This is a genomic window from Paenibacillus sp. RUD330 (assembly GCF_002243345.2).
Taxonomy (GTDB): Bacteria; Bacillota; Bacilli; order Paenibacillales; family Paenibacillaceae; genus Paenibacillus_O.
Genome location: NZ_CP022655.2, coordinates 890,105 through 906,326, shown reverse-complemented (window position 1 = coordinate 906,326; position 16,222 = coordinate 890,105). Strand labels below are relative to the sequence as shown.

Genomic DNA, 16,222 nt, shown 5'->3' with positions numbered 1-16,222 from the left:
GCTTCACCTCGATGCCGGATCCCGCAGACGCTCGACGATGCTGAGCTTGCCGGAGCGCCGGAAAGCAAGCAGCGGTACGAGCCAGCAGGCTCCCAGAATAAGTCCGTAGGCGATGGCCAGCGGAACGGCCGGGAAGGCAAATACCGCATAATCCGCCTCCTGGCTGAACAGCTTGAACGCCCCGTAACTGATCAGCGTTCCCAGCGTCGAGATCAGCAGCAGCGAAATTCCGGCATATCCGGTTCCTTCCAGGAGCAGCAGCCTGCGGAGCTGCCTCCGGGTCATGCCGATGCTTTCCATGACGGCGAATTCCTGCCTGCGCACGATGATGCTCGTCATCATCGTGCTGGCGAAGTTCAGGATGCCGATGCTGGCCAGAATGAGCGTCACCGCGCCGCCGAGAATGTAGAACATCCGCTTGGACGAATTCAGCTGCTTCGCCCAATCCAGCTTGGACGAGAGCTTGAGCTCGCCGTCGCCCGCGATCAACGCTTCCAGCTGCTGCTGAAGCTGCGGATGCTGCTTCGCCGCTGCCTGGACAGCGAGCTTGTAGCCGATCGGCTCCCGGCCCAGCCACTGCTCCATCGCCTTCTTGCTGATATAGATGTTCGGAGCGTATCCGCTGAACGGCACCTGCCCGTCCGGCGGCATGACTCCTCCAAGCTCGAATTCCTTCTCCGGGCCGCCCCCCGGCTCGCCCAGCTTGAACTTACCGCCGAGCGGCAGCTCCGGGGAGCCGGAGAGCGCGATCTCGCCGGCTTCAAAACGCTCCATATCGATCGGCGTCCCCGCCTTCTTGCTCAGCTCCTCGACCGTACGGGAATCCAGGCCGACCGCAAACCCGGCAAACCCTTCCTTGCTCGTCGACAGCTCCTCGTCGGAAGGACGCTCGAAGCCGTTCCTGCGGGCAAGCTCATCCATGTAGCGGCCGAAAACTTCGGGCGAGTAGGGCATATAAGCTCTCTCCGAGTAGCTCGCGCGCACATCCGTCACGCCTTTCATGCCCTTTATCTGCTGAACGAGCTCTTTGCTCAGCTTCGGCTTCGGCTCGCCTTGATATTCAAATCCAAGCGTTTTGTTTTCCAGCTCGAAGTCGTTCTTGACGTAGGTTTTGATGAAGTTGTCCGTATTCATGCTGAGAACGAGCAGATTGACCGTGAGGAAGGTCGTCATTCCCAGAAAGAGCGAGAGGAAAACGGTCGCGGCCCGCTTGCGGTCGCGGAACAGATTGCGCAGAGCCATCCGATGCAGCCTGGCTCCGCCCTTGCCGCGCTTGCGGGCCGGGCCTGCATACTTGGCCGCCTCGACAGGCGACACCTTGCCCGCGATGCGGGCCGGCTTGCGGCTGGCGAACCAGGCCGTCAGCCAGGCGAACAATGCGGCGCCGATGAAAATGAGCGGATGGAAGGAAATCTCGACGCCGGTCTCCAGAGACAGCGATCCCAGCGCCAGCGGCACTGCGGCAAAGGAGGTCAGGGCGCCGGCCGCTAGACCGATCGGGATGCCGATCAGCGCCAGCCGGTTGGACTGTCCCCGGACGAGCGTCTTGATCTGCCTTTGCGTCGCTCCGATCGTCTTGAGCAGCCCGTATTGCTTCGTATCCATCGATACGGAAACGTACAGCACATTATAGATGAGAAGATGACCGCTGACCATGACAAGCAGGACGATGCCTGCGATGCCGGCATAGGTCGACCAGGCCGTCCCGGAATCGGAAGAGGAGGCGACCGGATGCAGCTGCTGGTCCGGGCCCAGCCGCAATTGCGGCTCCAGCTCGGCCAGTGCGGCTTGGACGCCGGATTCGTCCTTGAAGGTCATGGATGCCGTCGACGGAACCTCTCCCTCGAATGCCGCCGCTCCCGCCGCCTCCCTTGCGAACGCCTCGCTGACGATGACGGTCCCCGGCTTGCCTGCCAGATGGGGATAATCGTCATACCAGCCCTTCAGGCGGAACTTCTCGGCGCGCGGAGCCGCCAGCCCGCCTTTCCCGGCTTGCGCCCGGTAGGTCAAGGACAGCTCCATGCCCGCCTTCGGCTCGGCGATGCCGAGCTCATCGAGCATCCAGGCCGGAACGACGACCTCGCTGCGCTCCTCCGGATAACCGCCCGCGCGGCCTCCGAGCAGCGGAGCCTTCATGGCGTTCCATTCCGTCCGGTCGTACCAGCCGAAGACCGCTTGCCTGGAGTCGGATGGGGACCCGGCTGCCGGAATCCACTCGGCCACATCCTTGGAGATGCCGATGTCTCGGATCTTGTCCGAGCTGCCCAGCAGCGCCAGCTGATCGGCAGTCGGATCGGACAGCTGCGCCTGGGCGGCGGTTCCGAGCATCTTCTGCTCCTGGACATCGAAGGACTTCACGAAGCTCATGCCGATGCTGAAGACGGAAGTGATCAGCCAGGTCGTCAAAATGATCGCCAGAACGACATAGCGGTTTCTTCCGGCATTGTTCTTCAGGCTTTTGGAGATCAGCTTCTTCATCGCGGCTTGGTTTGTATTGGGAAGCATCATCGCGCGTGGCCTCCGGCGACCTTGCCGTCCCGAATTCGGATGACCGTGTCGGCGAGCTGAGCGATCTCCTCGCTGTGGGTGATCATGACGATCGTCTGGTTGAACTGCTTGCTCGTCACCTTGAGCAGGCCGACGACCTCCTGGCTTGTCCGGCTGTCGAGATTGCCTGTCGGCTCATCCGCCAAAATGATCGACGGCTTCGTCGCAAGCGCGCGGGCGATCGCAACCCGCTGCTGCTGGCCGCCGGACAGCTGGCCGGGCAGGCTGTCCAGCTTGGCCGCAAGTCCAAGCGTCTTCACGATGTAGTCCAAATACTCCTTGTCCGGCTTGTTCCCGTCCAGCTCGACCGGCAGCACGATATTCTCGTACACATTGAGGATCGGAATCAGATTGAACTGCTGGAACACAAAGCCGATCCGGCGCCGGCGGAAGACGGTCCTCTCCTCATCCCCCATGTCGAACAGGGATTTTCCATCCACGACGACTTGTCCTCCGGAAGGGATGTCCAAGCCCCCGAGCATGTGGAGCAGCGTCGACTTGCCGCTGCCGGAGCTGCCGACAATGGCGACGAATTCCCCTTCGGCCGCCTCCATGGAAACTCCGTCCAGCGCCTTCACCTGATTGGGCTCGGCCCCGTATATTTTCGTCAGTTCGATCGTTCTGAGCTGTGCCATCTTCAAATCACTCCAAAAAGATTAGGATGAAATCAAGTACACTCCCGATGATAACCCTCTCTTCTTACATTCTCGTGACAGCCGATCCAGCCTGCGGCGGAAACGAAAGACCGCTCCCCCGTTCCCGACCGCCCGGCCTGTCCACATAGGTGCTATCCGCATAGATGCTTTCCTCATAGGGCCTTTCCGCATAGGTGCTATCCGCATAGATGTTCGAGCATGGGTCGCTTGCATCCCGGTCGGCCTTGGTCTATTATAGACATAATATATCCATAATAATGAACGCTTCACGCAAGGAGGCACCGCGCATGCAATTTTCCAAAAGCACAGGGTACGCCCTCCACACTCTCATCCACTTGGCCCAGGCGGAGCGCGGCCGGTATGTAGGAATCAAGGAGCTGGCCTCCAAGCAAGGCTTGCCGGAGAGCTATCTGTCCAAGATCATGTCCAAGCTTCGTCAGGACGGCATCGTCCGCGCCGTTACGGGAGCAAGCGGCGGCTACGAGCTCGCCCGTCCCGGAAGCGAGATCACCTTCTACGATGTCATCTCCGTGGTGGAGGGACGGCAGCAGATGTACGAATGCCATTCCGCCAACGACCATCAGCATGAGCTTTTCACCGAAGCCCATGCGTCCGGATGCGAATGCCTGGTGAAAAAGGTCATGGACGGCGCGGAGCGCCAGATGCTGGACTATCTGAAGCAGCATACGATCCAGGGAGTTCTGGATGCGGCCTCTTTCTCTTGCAGCGCAGAGCACCGTGCCTGAACAGGCATGAGCTGCATCTAAGAACGGGAATGAAAAGCGTTGGATCGGCTGCAGGCGCATCTATGTGTCGGCATTGGATGGCGTTGGATCGGCTGCAGGCGCATCTATGTGTCGGCATTGGATGGCGATGGATCGGCTGCAGGGCAGAGGCTGCTGGCTGCGGCGGGGATTGGGCATCAAGCCGCGAGGCTTCTTGCGCCGTTATTATGGATATAAAAGATCCAGAAAGGTTGGGATTGACTTGGCAGAACGGTTGGACAGCATCATTATCGGAGGCGGACCGGCAGGCATGAGCGCCGCTCTCGTTCTGGGCAGAGCCCGCAAAAATGTGCTCGTGATCGACGAGGAGCGCCCGCGCAACCGGGTCACCCATGCAACCAACGGATTTCTGACGCGCGACGGCATCAGTCCCGGAGAATTCAGGAAGGTCGCACGGGAGCAGATCGCAGCTTACCCGTCGGTCCGCTTCATCCGCGATCAAGCGGTCGGGATCGCGGGCAGCGACGGCGACTTCCGGATGACGACCCTCAACGGCGGCAGCTACCGGAGCAAAAAGCTGCTGTTCGCCTCAGGCAAGAAGGATCTGCCCATGAATATTCCCGGGCTGGAAGACGTATACGGCCGCAGCGCCTTCGTCTGCCCCTTCTGCGACGGCTGGGAGCTGCGCGACAAGCCGCTCGCGCTGATCGTCAATGGCCCTCAAGCGCTCCACTTCGCCAAGCTCGTGTCCAACTGGTCGCGCCATATCGCCATCTGCACGAATGGACCGGATGAGCTGGCCGATGAACAGCGGGAGCAGCTGGCCGCGCGCGGAATTCCTTTGTATGCTTCCCCTATCGGGCAAATTGAATCCAGCGACGGCCTCGTCACGAATGTCCTTCTGGAGGACGGCACCTCCGTGGCTTGCAGCGGAATCTTCTTCGGCGCCAAGCTCGCGCCCGGCTCCGATCTGCCCGTCGCGCTTGGCTGCAGCCTCAATGAGCAGGGAGTGCTGGACGTGGATGTGCTGGGCAAAACAAACATCCCCGGCGTATTCGGGGCCGGAGACGCGGCCACGCCGATGAATCAGGCCATTGTCGCCGCCTCGATGGGCTCCGTCGCAGCTGCAGGCATCGTCTCCGAGCTGGCGGAAGAGGAATGGGCAAGCCGAATCTAAAAACAGCCAATCGCTTCGCCGCTATCGCGCAAAAAATCGTGGATGAAAACGAACAGCCAGTCCGACGCCTCCCATCGTCGGACAAGGCCAAAAAGGGTTCCCGGGCAGAAATCCGCCTCGGGAACCCTTTGCTTTTTTTCCTTGCCTGTCACCGTCTCGTATCGATCGGCTTCAAATGCGCCTCGATCTGCTCCCGCCGCTCCTCCAGGAAAGGAGGCAGCGCGAGACTTTCGCCGAGCTCGGACAGCTCCTCGTCGGTGTCGAAGCCCGGTCCGTCCGTCGCCAGCTCGAACAGAATGCCGTTCGGCTCCCGGAAGTAGAGCGAGCGGAAGTAGAAGCGGTCCACAAAGCCGGAATTCGGGAAGCCCGCGCTCTGGATGCGGCCCACCCAAGCCCGCAGCTCCTCCTCGTCCTCTACGCGGAAAGCGACGTGGTGGACGCCGCCGCGGCCAAGCCGCTCGCGCTCCAGGTCATAACGCTCCTCCACATGCACCTCCGCCCCGCTGCCGCCCTCGCCCGTCTCCAGCACGATGACGTCAGGCTGGCCTTCCTCGTAAGCAGGGAATGCGCCTTTGCGGCGGAAGCCCATCAGCTCCGTCAGCACGGCGACGGTCGGCTGCGCATTGGCGACCGTGAGCTGCACCGGGCCGAGCCCGGTTATGCCGTATTCCTGCGGAACGGGGCTCAGCTCCCAAGGCGTGCCTGCAGCCACTCCGGCTCCGTGCTCGTCGGAGACAAGCACGAGCCGCTGCCCCTCCGGGTCGCGGAACGCCAGCGTGGCGCGGCCGGCTCGCTCCCGCACCTCGTCGCGGTCGACGCCGTGCTCATCGAGGCGCTTCGCCCAGTACTCCAGCGCCTCGTCGCTGCGCACCCGCAGCGACAAGGACGAGATGCTGCTCGTGCCGGGACGGTTCCTGCCTGCCATCGGCATCTCGAAGAACGTCAGCTCCGTTCCCGGATTTCCCTTTTCATCCCCGTAGAACAAATGGTACATGCTGGTGTCGTCCTGATTGACGGTCTTCTTGACCAGCCTCATGCCAAGCACCCGAGTATAAAAATCATAGTTCAGCGAAGCCTTGGCGGTAAAAGCGGAAAAATGGTGAAGGCCTTTCAATGCTGCAGCCATCGTTGTTGCCTCCTTCTATCCTTCTATCCTTCTATCCTTCTATGGAAGCCGATGCTCATCCGTTCGCAAACTGAACATCACTCGGCCGCATGAACAATCCGCTGCTCCAGCTCAGCCCTGGAGAAAATGCTTGGCGAACCAAGCCGCCGCCGCTTCCACCTCGGTGCGCGTCAGCTGGTGGCCGTAATTCTCCCAGCGGAGGTCGACGTCGGCTCCGGCTCCCGCGAGCAGCGACTCCAGCTCCTCCGTCTCATGCGGCGGACAGATCCGGTCGTTCGTGCCGGCTCCGATGAACACCGGCAGTCCGTTCAGCTCCGGCAGCTTCAAGCCGCGGCGCGGGACCATGGGATGATGGAGCGCCGCCCCGCGGAAGGAAACGGCCTCATGGAAAATCAGGCTGGCTGCGATATTCGCCCCGTTGGAATAGCCTGCGGCAATCATATTGGAGCGGTCGAGTCCGTACTTGGCGGCTGCCTCGTCCAGGAAATCCCTCAGCTCGCCCGTGCGGCGCACAAGATCCTCCTCGTCGAAGATGCCCTCCGCCAGCCGCCGGAAGAAGCGGGGCATCCCGTTCTCCAGCACGCTGCCGCGAACCGACAGCACGGCCGACTCCGGAGAGATCAGCTCCGCCAGCGGCAGCAGATCATGCTCCGTGCCTCCTGTTCCATGAAACAATACCAGCGTCGGGATGTCTTTGCTGCGGCCTTCCTTGTATACATGGACCATGCTCATGATTATTCCTCCCCCAGGCTGCGCACCGTGATCGGCAGCAAGCCGGCTTCGATCTGTCCCCGATGCGGCTCGTACCAGTCCGGCAGCATCAGCTTGGCGCCGAGCTGGTCCTCCGCCTCGTCCACCGCGAATCCCGGCGGATCGGTCGCGATCTCGAACAGGATGCCGCCACTCTCCCGGAAGTACACCGCGTTGAAATACTGGCGGTCGATGACCGGCGTCGGCTGGAAGCCTCCAGCCGACGCAGCCGCTCTCCACTGCTCGTGCTCGGCGAAGTCCTTCGCGCGCCAGGCGATATGATGCACCGTTCCCGCGCCTCCGCTGCCATATTCGACATCCTCGAGCGGCACGTCGACGATGTTGCCGAGCTCGCCTTCGCCGATGAAGCGGGCGAAGCCGCCGGACTCGCCGGCCGCCTTGAGGCCGAGCGTGTCGGTCAGAGCCCGGCGCGTCGCGGCCGAATTCGTGCTGTACAGAAGCGCTCCGCCGAAGCCTTTTACGGCTTTGTCCGAAGGCACGCCGCCAAAGCTCCAGCTGTTCTCGGGTCCTTGCTCGCGCTCGACGATTTCCAGCAGCATTCCTTCGCGGTCCGCGAACTGCAGCAGTTCTTCTCCGAAGCGGACGGCCTTCGACGTATCGACGCCGAAGCGTGCCAGCCGCTCTTCCCAGAAGCCCATCGAGCCTGGAGGCACCGCCAGAGTCGTCATGCCGACCTGGCCGCCGCCGACGCGGCCTTTGCGCGAGCCCGGATGAGGGAAGAAGGTCAGGATCGTGCCGGGGCTGCCATGCTCGTCGCCGAAGTAGAGGTGGTACACTTCAGGAGCGTCGAAGTTGATCGTTTTCTTGACCATGCGAAGGCCGAGCACGCCGGCGTAGAAGTCCACGATTCCTTGCGGATCGGTAGCGAAAGCGGTGATATGGTGGATGCCCTTGGTTGCGAGTGTCATCGTATATTCCTCCCATTTATCTTAAAGTTAAAGTATTGGACCTGCGAAGGCGGTTTATTCCATGTTAAAAGTCAATGTGCCGGTGGCGGCGGGATTCTATCCCTTCTCCGCCCCGCGTCCGAGCTTCTTCAGCAGCGAGGCCGCCAGCTCCTTCTCCTCCGAATCGAGCCCGGCCGTCAGCGAGTGGATCAGCGAGGCATGCTGAGGAAAAATGGAATCGAACAGCCGCCTTCCCTGGTCGGTCAGCTCGGCGAACGTCACTCTCCGGTCATCCTCGCATGGGATGCGCTTCAGCAGCTCCTTCTTCTCCAGCTTGTCGATGTTGTAGGTCACGCTGCCGCTCGTCACGAGAATCTTCTCCCCGATCTGCTGCAGAGGCACGCGGCCCTTCGTGTACAGCACTTCCAGCACGGTGAATTCGGACGGCGACAAGCCGTATTTCTTCATATCCTTGATCGCCAGATCCATGATCGTCCGGTAGGCCTTGGACAGGACGACGAACAGCTTGAGCGATGCCGCCTGGTCCTCTGGTTCCTTCGTCGTTTCCGTCATGATCGTCGCCCCTTGAATGTCTTTAATTTAATTATCTTGAATTAAAGATAAATCATTCCGAAGCCGTTGTCAACCTCTTTCCGCGGACAAATTTATATACGACATATGACTCTCAGCCGCTCCTTGAGCACATAGCCTTTCTTGCTGTATGCACATGGAATAGGGGACCGCAATTGTCGATGAATTTTCATTGCCGGAATGCTCGGCATGCGGTACGGAGACTTGGGCCTGATCTCCAGAGGGTTTTCTTTGAAGAAACCCGTTTATTTCGGTACTGATTGGCGAGACTTGGGCCTGATCTCCAGGATGATGAAAGACGGAGCAGCCCCCCCGGGGCTTTCCGGCTAGTCGGACAACAGGCCCGTTATTCCGGAGCCGCAGTTGTGTTCCCTCTCAATCGGACATAGGTTCCGTTATTTTGAGGCAGCAGCGTTATTCCCCCTTTTTTCGGGCATAGGTTCTGCTATTCTGGAGCCACGGCGTCCATCCGAATTTCTATCGGACATAGGTTCCGTTATTTCGGCAAAATGACGGCATTTCAGTCTTTATCGGACATAGGTTCCGTTATTTATGAATTTTTATTTGGATAGCGTTAGACAAGATGAGAATAACGGATCGTATGTCCGATAGAAAGCCTATTGGCTGTATATCAACAAATTAACGGATCGTATGTCCGATAGCCATGTAAAGCGGCCTTTCAAAGCCTTCACCGCTTAGGCCGGAGCCTTTTTGAAGCCGCGTTTCATCTTCATCGTCATCGTCATCTTCATCGTCATCTCATCGTCATCGTCATCGTAGTTGTCATCGTAATTGACATGGCCACGGTCATCGCTAGGGTCATCGTCTGCGCCGGCCCCGCCTACACTCCCTCCACCTGCTGAACACTTCCTTCCGCACCACCCAAAACACCATTTACCGCTATACCTCTCAGCCCGGCCAGCCCGGCCAGCCCTGTCCATGCGCCTGCCAATGGCGGGATCTTGAAGATTCCTTATCCTGTCTTCCGGCTACTGGCTGTCTTTGAACCGTCGCTCTTCTACTGGACTAATTGCTCCAAATCCGGCTGCAGCTTGGTCCGCAGAACATACAGCATGAAGGCGCCAGCAAGGAACGCCACAGCGTCGGCAATGACGAGCGACCAGACGACCCCGTGAAAGCCGTTCATTCGATTGGCGATATACAACACCGGAATCAAAGTAACGCCTTGAATAATGGACATCACAATCGCGGCGGTACCCTGCGCAGTTGCTTGGAAGATTCCCGTGAACAACGCGGTCGCTCCCGAAATGAACAGGGATAGGAACGTCACATGTAAAATGTAGCTGCCCATTTCAATCAATTGAGGGTCGTTCGTAAATAATCCGATCAAGGAGTCGGAGGTAAGAAAGACGACGACGCCGAACATGGCTGCCAACGCCACGATCGCTTTGATTGTGAATCCAATGGTATCCTTCATTCGCAATTTATTCGCTGTAAAAGAAAACGCGATCAACGGCACGACTCCCTCGCATAGGCCCATCAGAATAAACTCGGGAAGCTGCAATAAACGGGAGGAGATTCCATACGCCGCCAGGGCCTGATCCCCGTATTCGACAAGATAATGGTTCAAGATGAGCGACATTGCACCCAGAAAGACGCTCATCACAAAGACGGGAATACCGATTTTGAATACTTGGCCCAGAATGTCTTTTGTAGCCTTGAACCATCTGACGGATACGGTTAAAAATGGGCTCTTCTTTCCCATATGGAGGGCGTAGAATGCACTCGCAGCCATGTTCGCTACGACCGTGGCAGCTGCAACGCCGATCACTCCCCAATGGAAGACGAAGATAGCTAGCGCATCGAGAATAATATTCACGGCAACACTGAGAATCATACCGATCATCGACGTGATTGCCGCACCCTCCGAGCGCACGATATTTTCCAGCGTGAAGCACAATACGACGAAGGGGGAGCCGATAAGCATCATCGTGACATAGTCCTTCGTGAAGCCGAAGGAGCCCGGCGTCGCCCCCAGGCCATGAACGATGGGCTCGATCAGCGGAAGGCCGACGGCCATCACGATAAGACCGAGACCAAGACTGCTGTAAAAGGCGAATGAAGACACACGCTTGGCATCCTCATATTTTTTCTCACCCAGCAAACGGGAGATGAAGGTGCCGCTGCCCATGCCGATCAAGCTGCCAAGCGCCATAATGATCGCGAATAACGGCAAGGTCAGGGCGAGAGCGGTCAGCATGGCCGTATTGTGGAGGGTGCCGAGGAAATAGGCATTCAAGACGGAGTAGATGACGCTCATGGACATGCCCAGCATCATTGGCACAGCGAAGTGGGCTACGGCCTTTGCGACCGGTGCTTTTTCAAAGTAATGGAGGTTATCTGCATCCATGCGGTTCACGGCTTTCTTCATTTAATTTTGGTCATCCAAGGATGTCGATCTATTCCCTCGTTCTTTACGAATTTGGCGCAGCAAAAAATAAACCCGGAACAACGACGACTTGGCGGGTTTGTTGCGAGTCTATTCGAAAGACTCCGGAGCGAGGCTGCGAGCTGAGGAGCGAGGATTGTGCTTGAAAAGAGCTGCTGTCCCGGTGAAGTCCTTGGGGCGCAAGGACTTCGCCAGCCAGCTTGCCGTCATCATCAAGTTCATCTTATCGGTCTACCTTACCCTCCCCATCATGTGGTTGTTCAGGGACTGAAGGGCGCGAACTGTCCGCATCGTTGGGCCAAGCATGGCGTCTATTGAAACCAAACCCGGGAAATCCGCCTCCGAAACGGCCATCTCCGAATCCGCCGCGCCTACTGCGCATATTGCCGCGCATGGACATCAATTCCTCAAACTGTTCGTCTCCCATCCGCATCCTTGCCGCTGCCATCCACTCCGACAGTCCATCCCTCTCCTCATCCGTGCCCAGCTCTGCTTCAAGGGCGGCTATGATGCGGTCGAGATACTCGCCAAAGGCCAGCCGCTCCTCGGACGACAGACAGGAAAACACGCCGCCGACGTCCTGTTCAGGCTCCTCTTCCTCTCGACCCTTTTCGGTCAGATGGATCAGCATGACGCGCCGATCCGCTTCAGAGGGGTTGCGGGTGATGTAACCGCCTTTCTCAAGCTTCGCAAGCAGCTCGTTCAATGACGAGACGCGGATGCCAAGCAAATAAGACAAATCCTTTGTGCTGATTCCGTCTTTCATTCTAAGAACAGCCAGTATTCTGCCTTGCCCGCGGCTTGTATCCGCCATCGGTCCGCCTGCGGCGAATGTTTTGAGCTGTTGCTTGCGCAATAGCCATTGCAGCCTGGAGAGTTTTTCAAATAGCTCCGTCATGCTGATTACCTCCATATCATTTTCAGGCATATGTTCTAACTGTACCTGTTGAATTTATCATACCGGTACCTGTTGAATTTATCAAGCTTTTTTTACAGGTACCGTAAGATTTTTTCTTGAAGCTCAAGCCTTCGTCCAATGAAACCAAAAGCTGCAGGCTAAAGCCCGGCATCGAGCCGGAATTTTTACATACCAAAAAAAATGGAACCGCAGCGACAGCTGGCGCGGTTCCATAATTGTGTTCAACGTTCCGTTTCCCCACCGCAATGGAAGCCTTAACGCCGAGAGTGCCGCCCCAAGGAAATGGGCGCATAAGGCTGCGACGTCGTTCCAGCCCTGACGTCTAGCTGCCCAACACGCGCTTGCCGAACAGGAACCGCCCTTTCCAATACTCGTTGAAGTCGTCCACGACGACGCCCGGATCCCCGTATGTTTGGACGATTTTCCCGTTGCCTGCGTAGATGCCGACATGCCCGACCACCTTGTTGCTGTCGTAGCGCCCCGGCGTGTAAAAGAACATCAAGTCTCCGGGCTGAAGCTCGGACTCGCTGACGGTCCTCCCCACTTGGGATTGCTCCCGCGATGTGCGGGGCAGCTCGACGCCGAACTTGTCATAGACGTATTGGGTGAAGGAAGAGCAATCGAATTTCTTCGTCGAGGCATAGCTGCCCGAGCCGAAATCATACGGGGTGCCGAGGAAACGCTTGGCCAGCTGCAGCAGCTCCTGCGCGCTTCCCGTGGAGAACGGCAGCAGGGAGCCGCCGCTGCGGAGGCCGGTCGGATCCGTCATCTGCATGGTGATGCCTCTTTGCGTATTGGACTTCGGAGAATCCTGAAGCGGAGAGACGGTCAGCTCCCTCGTCTTGGCGTTCCAGCGGACCGGCGTCTCGAGCAGCGCTGTCAGCGAATCCGATGAAAGGCAAGGCTGGCCGCCGATAGAGCGCGGAGCATCCGGCAAGTCGACCGTCCGGCTGCCGGATACCGCGTTGACGTCGCCCATTCGGACCTTGTAAGCCGCGTCCGTATCTCCGATCGCATAACCGTCGCGCATGGAATGCACCTTCATATTCACGGCCCGTGCGGCATGCTCCAGCGGAATCCATACCTTGCCGTCCGCTTCCGTCATCGGGACCTGGTAGACGCTTTGCTTGCCTACCTTGATTGTACCGGCGCCCAGCTGCTGCTGCATGTTCTGCATGCGCATATTCACATCATTGTAAGGCCTCTCTCCCGCCGTGCCGCAGCCTCCTGCCAAGCTGGCCGCCGCGGCCAGCACGAAGGCCGGCTTCAAGCTTTTCCGCATCCATTTTCTTTGTGCCATTTATGTCCGCTCCCTATACTCTGGAATGCAGCCGCAGCCCTGACCGCCGATCCGGTCGCAACGCTGCAGCTCCGATCTGTTCTTAGGGTGGATTCGGAAGTTGGAATTATACGCAGAGGGATGGAATTTTTATGAAGTAGAGGTAAACTAAAGAGGATTTATAAAATATGGTTTCATTATTTGAAACTAAAGTTCTCGAATCAAGCTGAACCCCGCTTTCTCTTTCATTCCGATCCGCACCATTCACTTGTTAAGGAGGCCAACCTTTCATGGGGTACTCATTTCACGGCATTGATCATGTGCAGCTTGCCGCTCCAGCCGGCAGAGAAGCCGAAGCACGCTCCTTTTTCGGGGATATGCTGGGCTGGCCCGAGCTGCCCAAGCCCGCTGCACTGCAGAGCCGGGGCGGGGTCTGGTTTCAATGCGGACCGCATCAGGTCCATATCGGCGTGCAAAAGGATTTCGTTCCTGCCGCGAAAGCCCATCCCGCCTTCGGCGTGAACGGGCTGGATGCCTTGCGGCTTCGGCTGGAGGCAAGCGGAATCGCCGTCCAAGAGGACGAGACGCGCGCCGAAGAAGGAATCGGACGCTTCTATTGCAGCGATCCCTTCGGCAATCGGCTGGAGTTCATGGAAAGGCTCTGATTCCCATTGCCATCTCCCGAGGACGGCTCATGCTTCAAGCTGAAAGGAACGGAGCCGGATTCGGGCTTGCTTGATAGATTGGGAAGCTGAAAACCGTCCTATCTACATATGGACTTCATCAAGGATCGAGGTGAAAGGCTCATGGGGTTCCTGCTCCTCCTTTGTGTCATGGGAACGGCATCCTGCACGCTCGCCGCGGCCAAGCTGCTCGGAAAGATTCCCGGAGTCCCCAAAGCGGCTTCGATCGGGTTATCGATCATGCTTTCAGGCGTCTTCGCTTGCAGCTGGCTGGCCGGCTTCCTCCGCTCGCTTACGCCGATGCCTTAGGCGCCCCTCCCTCCCGACATTCAAGTCATGCCGTGCCTTTGCCCGTTCATCCTCCGTTCCATCCAGCCCGCGACCATGAAAAAGCCGCCTTCTCCATCGCTGATGGAGAAAGCGGCTTGCTTCGCGTTCCAAGCCTACGAAGCCGGAAGATCCGATATGCCCGTATTGGCTTTGACCAGCACCTCGTCATACTTGGCTGCGTTCGTCTTGGACGAGAGGAACGTTCCGAGGAACGCCCCGATGAAGCCGAGCGGGATGGAGATGATGCCGGGATTCGTCAGGTCGATGAGCGGCGTGCCGACGAGAATGGCTTTGCCTGCGACGGGGTTCCAGACGTTCGGGCTGATCATGACGAGGAACAGGGCCGAGATCAGGCCGGTCAGCATGCCCGTGATGGCTCCCGCCGTATTGAACCGCTTCCAGAACACCGTGAACAGGATGACCGGCAGATTCGCGCTCGCCGCGACGGCGAAGGCCAGCGAGACGAGGAAGGCGACATTGAGCTTCTGGGCGAACAGAGCCAGGATGATGGAGACGACGGCGACGCCGACGGAAGCCAGCTTGGCCATGCGCACCTGATCCTTTTCCTTGGCTTGGCCTTTGCGCAGGATATGATTGTAGAAGTCATGGGAGAAGGCCGAGGCGGCCGACAGGACCAGTCCGGCGACAACCGCCAGGATTGTGGCGAAGGCGACGGCGGATATGAAGGCGAACAGGAACTCTCCGCCGAGCGCCTTGGCCAGCAGCGGAGCGGCCATGTTGCCGGCGGCGTTGGCTTTCACGATCGTCTCCTCGCCGACAAAGGCGGCTGCGCCGAAGCCGAGGAACAGCGTCATGATGTAGAAGATGCCGATGATCCACGTCGCCGTCACGACGGACTTGCGCGCGGTCGGAGCGTCCTTGACCGTGAAGAAGCGGATCAGGATATGCGGCAGGCCGGCCGTGCCGAGCACGAGCGCCAGGTTGAGCGAGATCGTGTCGAGGCCGTTCTTGAACTTGTTGCCGGGGTTCAGGAACGCCTCCTTCAAGCCTGTCGCGCTCTTCATCTCCGTGAACATATGGCCGATGTTGAAGTCGAATTTGGCGAATACGATGAGGGAGATGATCAGCGTGCCGGCCATGAGCAGGACGCATTTGATGATCTGCACCCAGCTCGTGGCCGTCATGCCGCCGAAGACGACATATACGGTCATCAGCACGCCGACGATCAGGACCGAGGTGGTGTAGTCCAGGCTCGGAATGAGCAGGGCGATCAGGCCGCCTGCGCCTACGAGCTGGGCGATCATGTAGAAGATCGAGATGACGATGGAGTTCAGTGCCGCCACGCCGCGGATCTGCGGCTGATTGAAGCGCGCGGCAATCATGTCGGCCATCGTATAGCGGCCCAGGTTGCGCAAAGGCTCTGCGACGAGATAGAGCACGACCAGATAGGCGACAAGGAAGCCGATGCTGTAGAAGAAGCCGTCGAAGCCGAACAGCGCGATCATGCCGGCGATGCCGAGGAAGGAAGCGGCCGACATGTAGTCGCCGGCGATGGCCAGTCCGTTCTGCCAGCCGGTCAAGCCGCCGCCGGCGGTATAGAATTCGCTCGCGGTCTTGGATTTCTTGGAAGCGTAATAAGTGATGACAAGGGTGCCGAGCACAATGAGCAGGAACAGCAGGAACGCCGTGTTCATGAAGTTTTCCGCCCTTTCTCATGGACTTGGCCGCTGCGGGCGACCTCGGCCTTGATGCCTTCGACCATCTCGTCGAACTTGGCCGCCTTGCGGCTGTAGACGGTGCAGAGCGTCCAGGTCATGATGAACTGCGCCGTGCCGAGCAGCCATGCCCAGGAGACCGGCCCGAGCGCGGGCTCGTTGAGCACCTTGGAGTAGGAGGTCAGGATGGGCAGGGTAAAGTAGAAGGCGAGGAAAAAGAGAGTCATCGGGAGCAGGAATTGCTTTTTCTTCCGCAACAAGGCACGAAACGAATCCGAACGGGCTACGTCGCTGTAGGTCAGCGGAGCTTTGGCCACTTGGCATCCTCCTCTTATGAAAACGCTTTATTTCTACTATACACGCCAAGTCTCCGCCTCCGGAGCTTTGCGCCGCGAAATGTTGATTCGGCCTCCTGAATGGAGGAAATGCGGTTGCGAACGGTCGG

General features: G+C 58.7%; 15 protein-coding genes. 4 read left to right on the top strand and 11 right to left on the bottom strand.

The window, feature by feature from the left end:
- Window positions 1-3 precede the first annotated feature (3 nt).
- Together CIC07_RS04105 and CIC07_RS04100 are read right to left on the bottom strand one after the other, a co-directional pair.
- Entirely contained in the window at window positions 4-2,508 is a 2,505-nt protein-coding gene (locus CIC07_RS04105) for an ABC transporter permease (RefSeq protein WP_076358662.1), read from the bottom strand.
- A complete protein-coding gene (locus CIC07_RS04100) occupies window positions 2,505-3,182 on the bottom strand; it encodes an ABC transporter ATP-binding protein (RefSeq protein ID WP_076358661.1) in 678 nt (225 codons plus the stop codon). Before CIC07_RS04100 ends, CIC07_RS04105 begins: the two co-directional genes overlap by 4 nt.
- 308 nt (window positions 3,183-3,490) lie before the next feature.
- On the opposite strand from CIC07_RS04100, the gene CIC07_RS04095 reads away from it, so the two are divergent.
- Both CIC07_RS04095 and CIC07_RS04090 read left to right on the top strand, forming a co-directional pair.
- Window positions 3,491-3,949, top strand: coding sequence for an RrF2 family transcriptional regulator (locus tag CIC07_RS04095; RefSeq protein WP_076358660.1), 459 nt, complete (start codon window positions 3,491-3,493; stop codon window positions 3,947-3,949).
- A gap of 241 nt (window positions 3,950-4,190) precedes the next feature.
- Complete coding sequence (locus tag CIC07_RS04090; protein WP_076358659.1) at window positions 4,191-5,105, top strand: NAD(P)/FAD-dependent oxidoreductase; 915 nt, start codon at window positions 4,191-4,193, stop codon at window positions 5,103-5,105.
- A 148-nt stretch (window positions 5,106-5,253) separates the two neighbouring features.
- Here the strand turns inward: CIC07_RS04090 and CIC07_RS04085 are convergent, their stop codons facing one another.
- The 7 genes from CIC07_RS04085 to CIC07_RS04055 form a co-directional block, all read right to left on the bottom strand.
- The gene (locus tag CIC07_RS04085) at window positions 5,254-6,231 is read right to left on the bottom strand and encodes a ring-cleaving dioxygenase (RefSeq protein ID WP_076358658.1); all 978 of its coding nucleotides are present in this window, start codon (window positions 6,229-6,231) and stop codon (window positions 5,254-5,256) included.
- A 111-nt stretch (window positions 6,232-6,342) separates the two neighbouring features.
- The gene (locus CIC07_RS04080; protein ID WP_175619210.1) at window positions 6,343-6,957 is read right to left on the bottom strand and encodes an alpha/beta hydrolase; all 615 of its coding nucleotides are present in this window, start codon (window positions 6,955-6,957) and stop codon (window positions 6,343-6,345) included.
- An 8-nt stretch (window positions 6,958-6,965) separates the two neighbouring features.
- Entirely contained in the window at window positions 6,966-7,910 is a 945-nt protein-coding gene (locus CIC07_RS04075; RefSeq protein ID WP_076358656.1) for a ring-cleaving dioxygenase, read from the bottom strand.
- A 96-nt stretch (window positions 7,911-8,006) separates the two neighbouring features.
- Complete coding sequence (locus CIC07_RS04070; RefSeq protein ID WP_076358655.1) at window positions 8,007-8,462, bottom strand: MarR family winged helix-turn-helix transcriptional regulator; 456 nt, start codon at window positions 8,460-8,462, stop codon at window positions 8,007-8,009.
- Between the two features lie 1,036 nt (window positions 8,463-9,498).
- Window positions 9,499-10,851, bottom strand: coding sequence for an MATE family efflux transporter (locus CIC07_RS04065; RefSeq protein ID WP_076358852.1), 1,353 nt, complete (start codon window positions 10,849-10,851; stop codon window positions 9,499-9,501).
- Between the two features lie 262 nt (window positions 10,852-11,113).
- On the bottom strand, window positions 11,114-11,788 hold the full coding sequence (locus tag CIC07_RS04060; protein ID WP_076358653.1) for a MarR family winged helix-turn-helix transcriptional regulator: 675 nt from the start codon (window positions 11,786-11,788) through the stop codon (window positions 11,114-11,116).
- Window positions 11,789-12,131: 343 nt separating this feature from the next.
- On the bottom strand, window positions 12,132-13,109 hold the full coding sequence (locus CIC07_RS04055; protein WP_076358652.1) for a C40 family peptidase: 978 nt from the start codon (window positions 13,107-13,109) through the stop codon (window positions 12,132-12,134).
- Window positions 13,110-13,378: 269 nt separating this feature from the next.
- Here CIC07_RS04055 and CIC07_RS04050 point away from each other — a divergent pair, with 269 nt between their 5' ends.
- Window positions 13,379-13,753 carry a VOC family protein gene (locus CIC07_RS04050; RefSeq protein WP_076358651.1) on the top strand — a complete coding sequence of 125 codons (375 nt, stop codon included), beginning with the start codon at window positions 13,379-13,381 and terminating at the stop codon, window positions 13,751-13,753.
- A 141-nt stretch (window positions 13,754-13,894) separates the two neighbouring features.
- Window positions 13,895-14,080 carry a hypothetical protein gene (locus CIC07_RS04045; RefSeq protein WP_094248334.1) on the top strand — a complete coding sequence of 62 codons (186 nt, stop codon included), beginning with the start codon at window positions 13,895-13,897 and terminating at the stop codon, window positions 14,078-14,080.
- A 134-nt stretch (window positions 14,081-14,214) separates the two neighbouring features.
- On the opposite strand, the gene CIC07_RS04040 is transcribed toward CIC07_RS04045, so the two are convergent.
- Complete coding sequence (locus CIC07_RS04040) at window positions 14,215-15,756, bottom strand: solute symporter family protein (RefSeq protein WP_076358649.1); 1,542 nt, start codon at window positions 15,754-15,756, stop codon at window positions 14,215-14,217.
- On the bottom strand, window positions 15,753-16,094 hold the full coding sequence (locus CIC07_RS04035) for a DUF485 domain-containing protein (RefSeq protein WP_076358648.1): 342 nt from the start codon (window positions 16,092-16,094) through the stop codon (window positions 15,753-15,755). Before CIC07_RS04035 ends, CIC07_RS04040 begins: the two co-directional genes overlap by 4 nt.
- Between the last annotated feature and the right edge of the window lie 128 nt (window positions 16,095-16,222).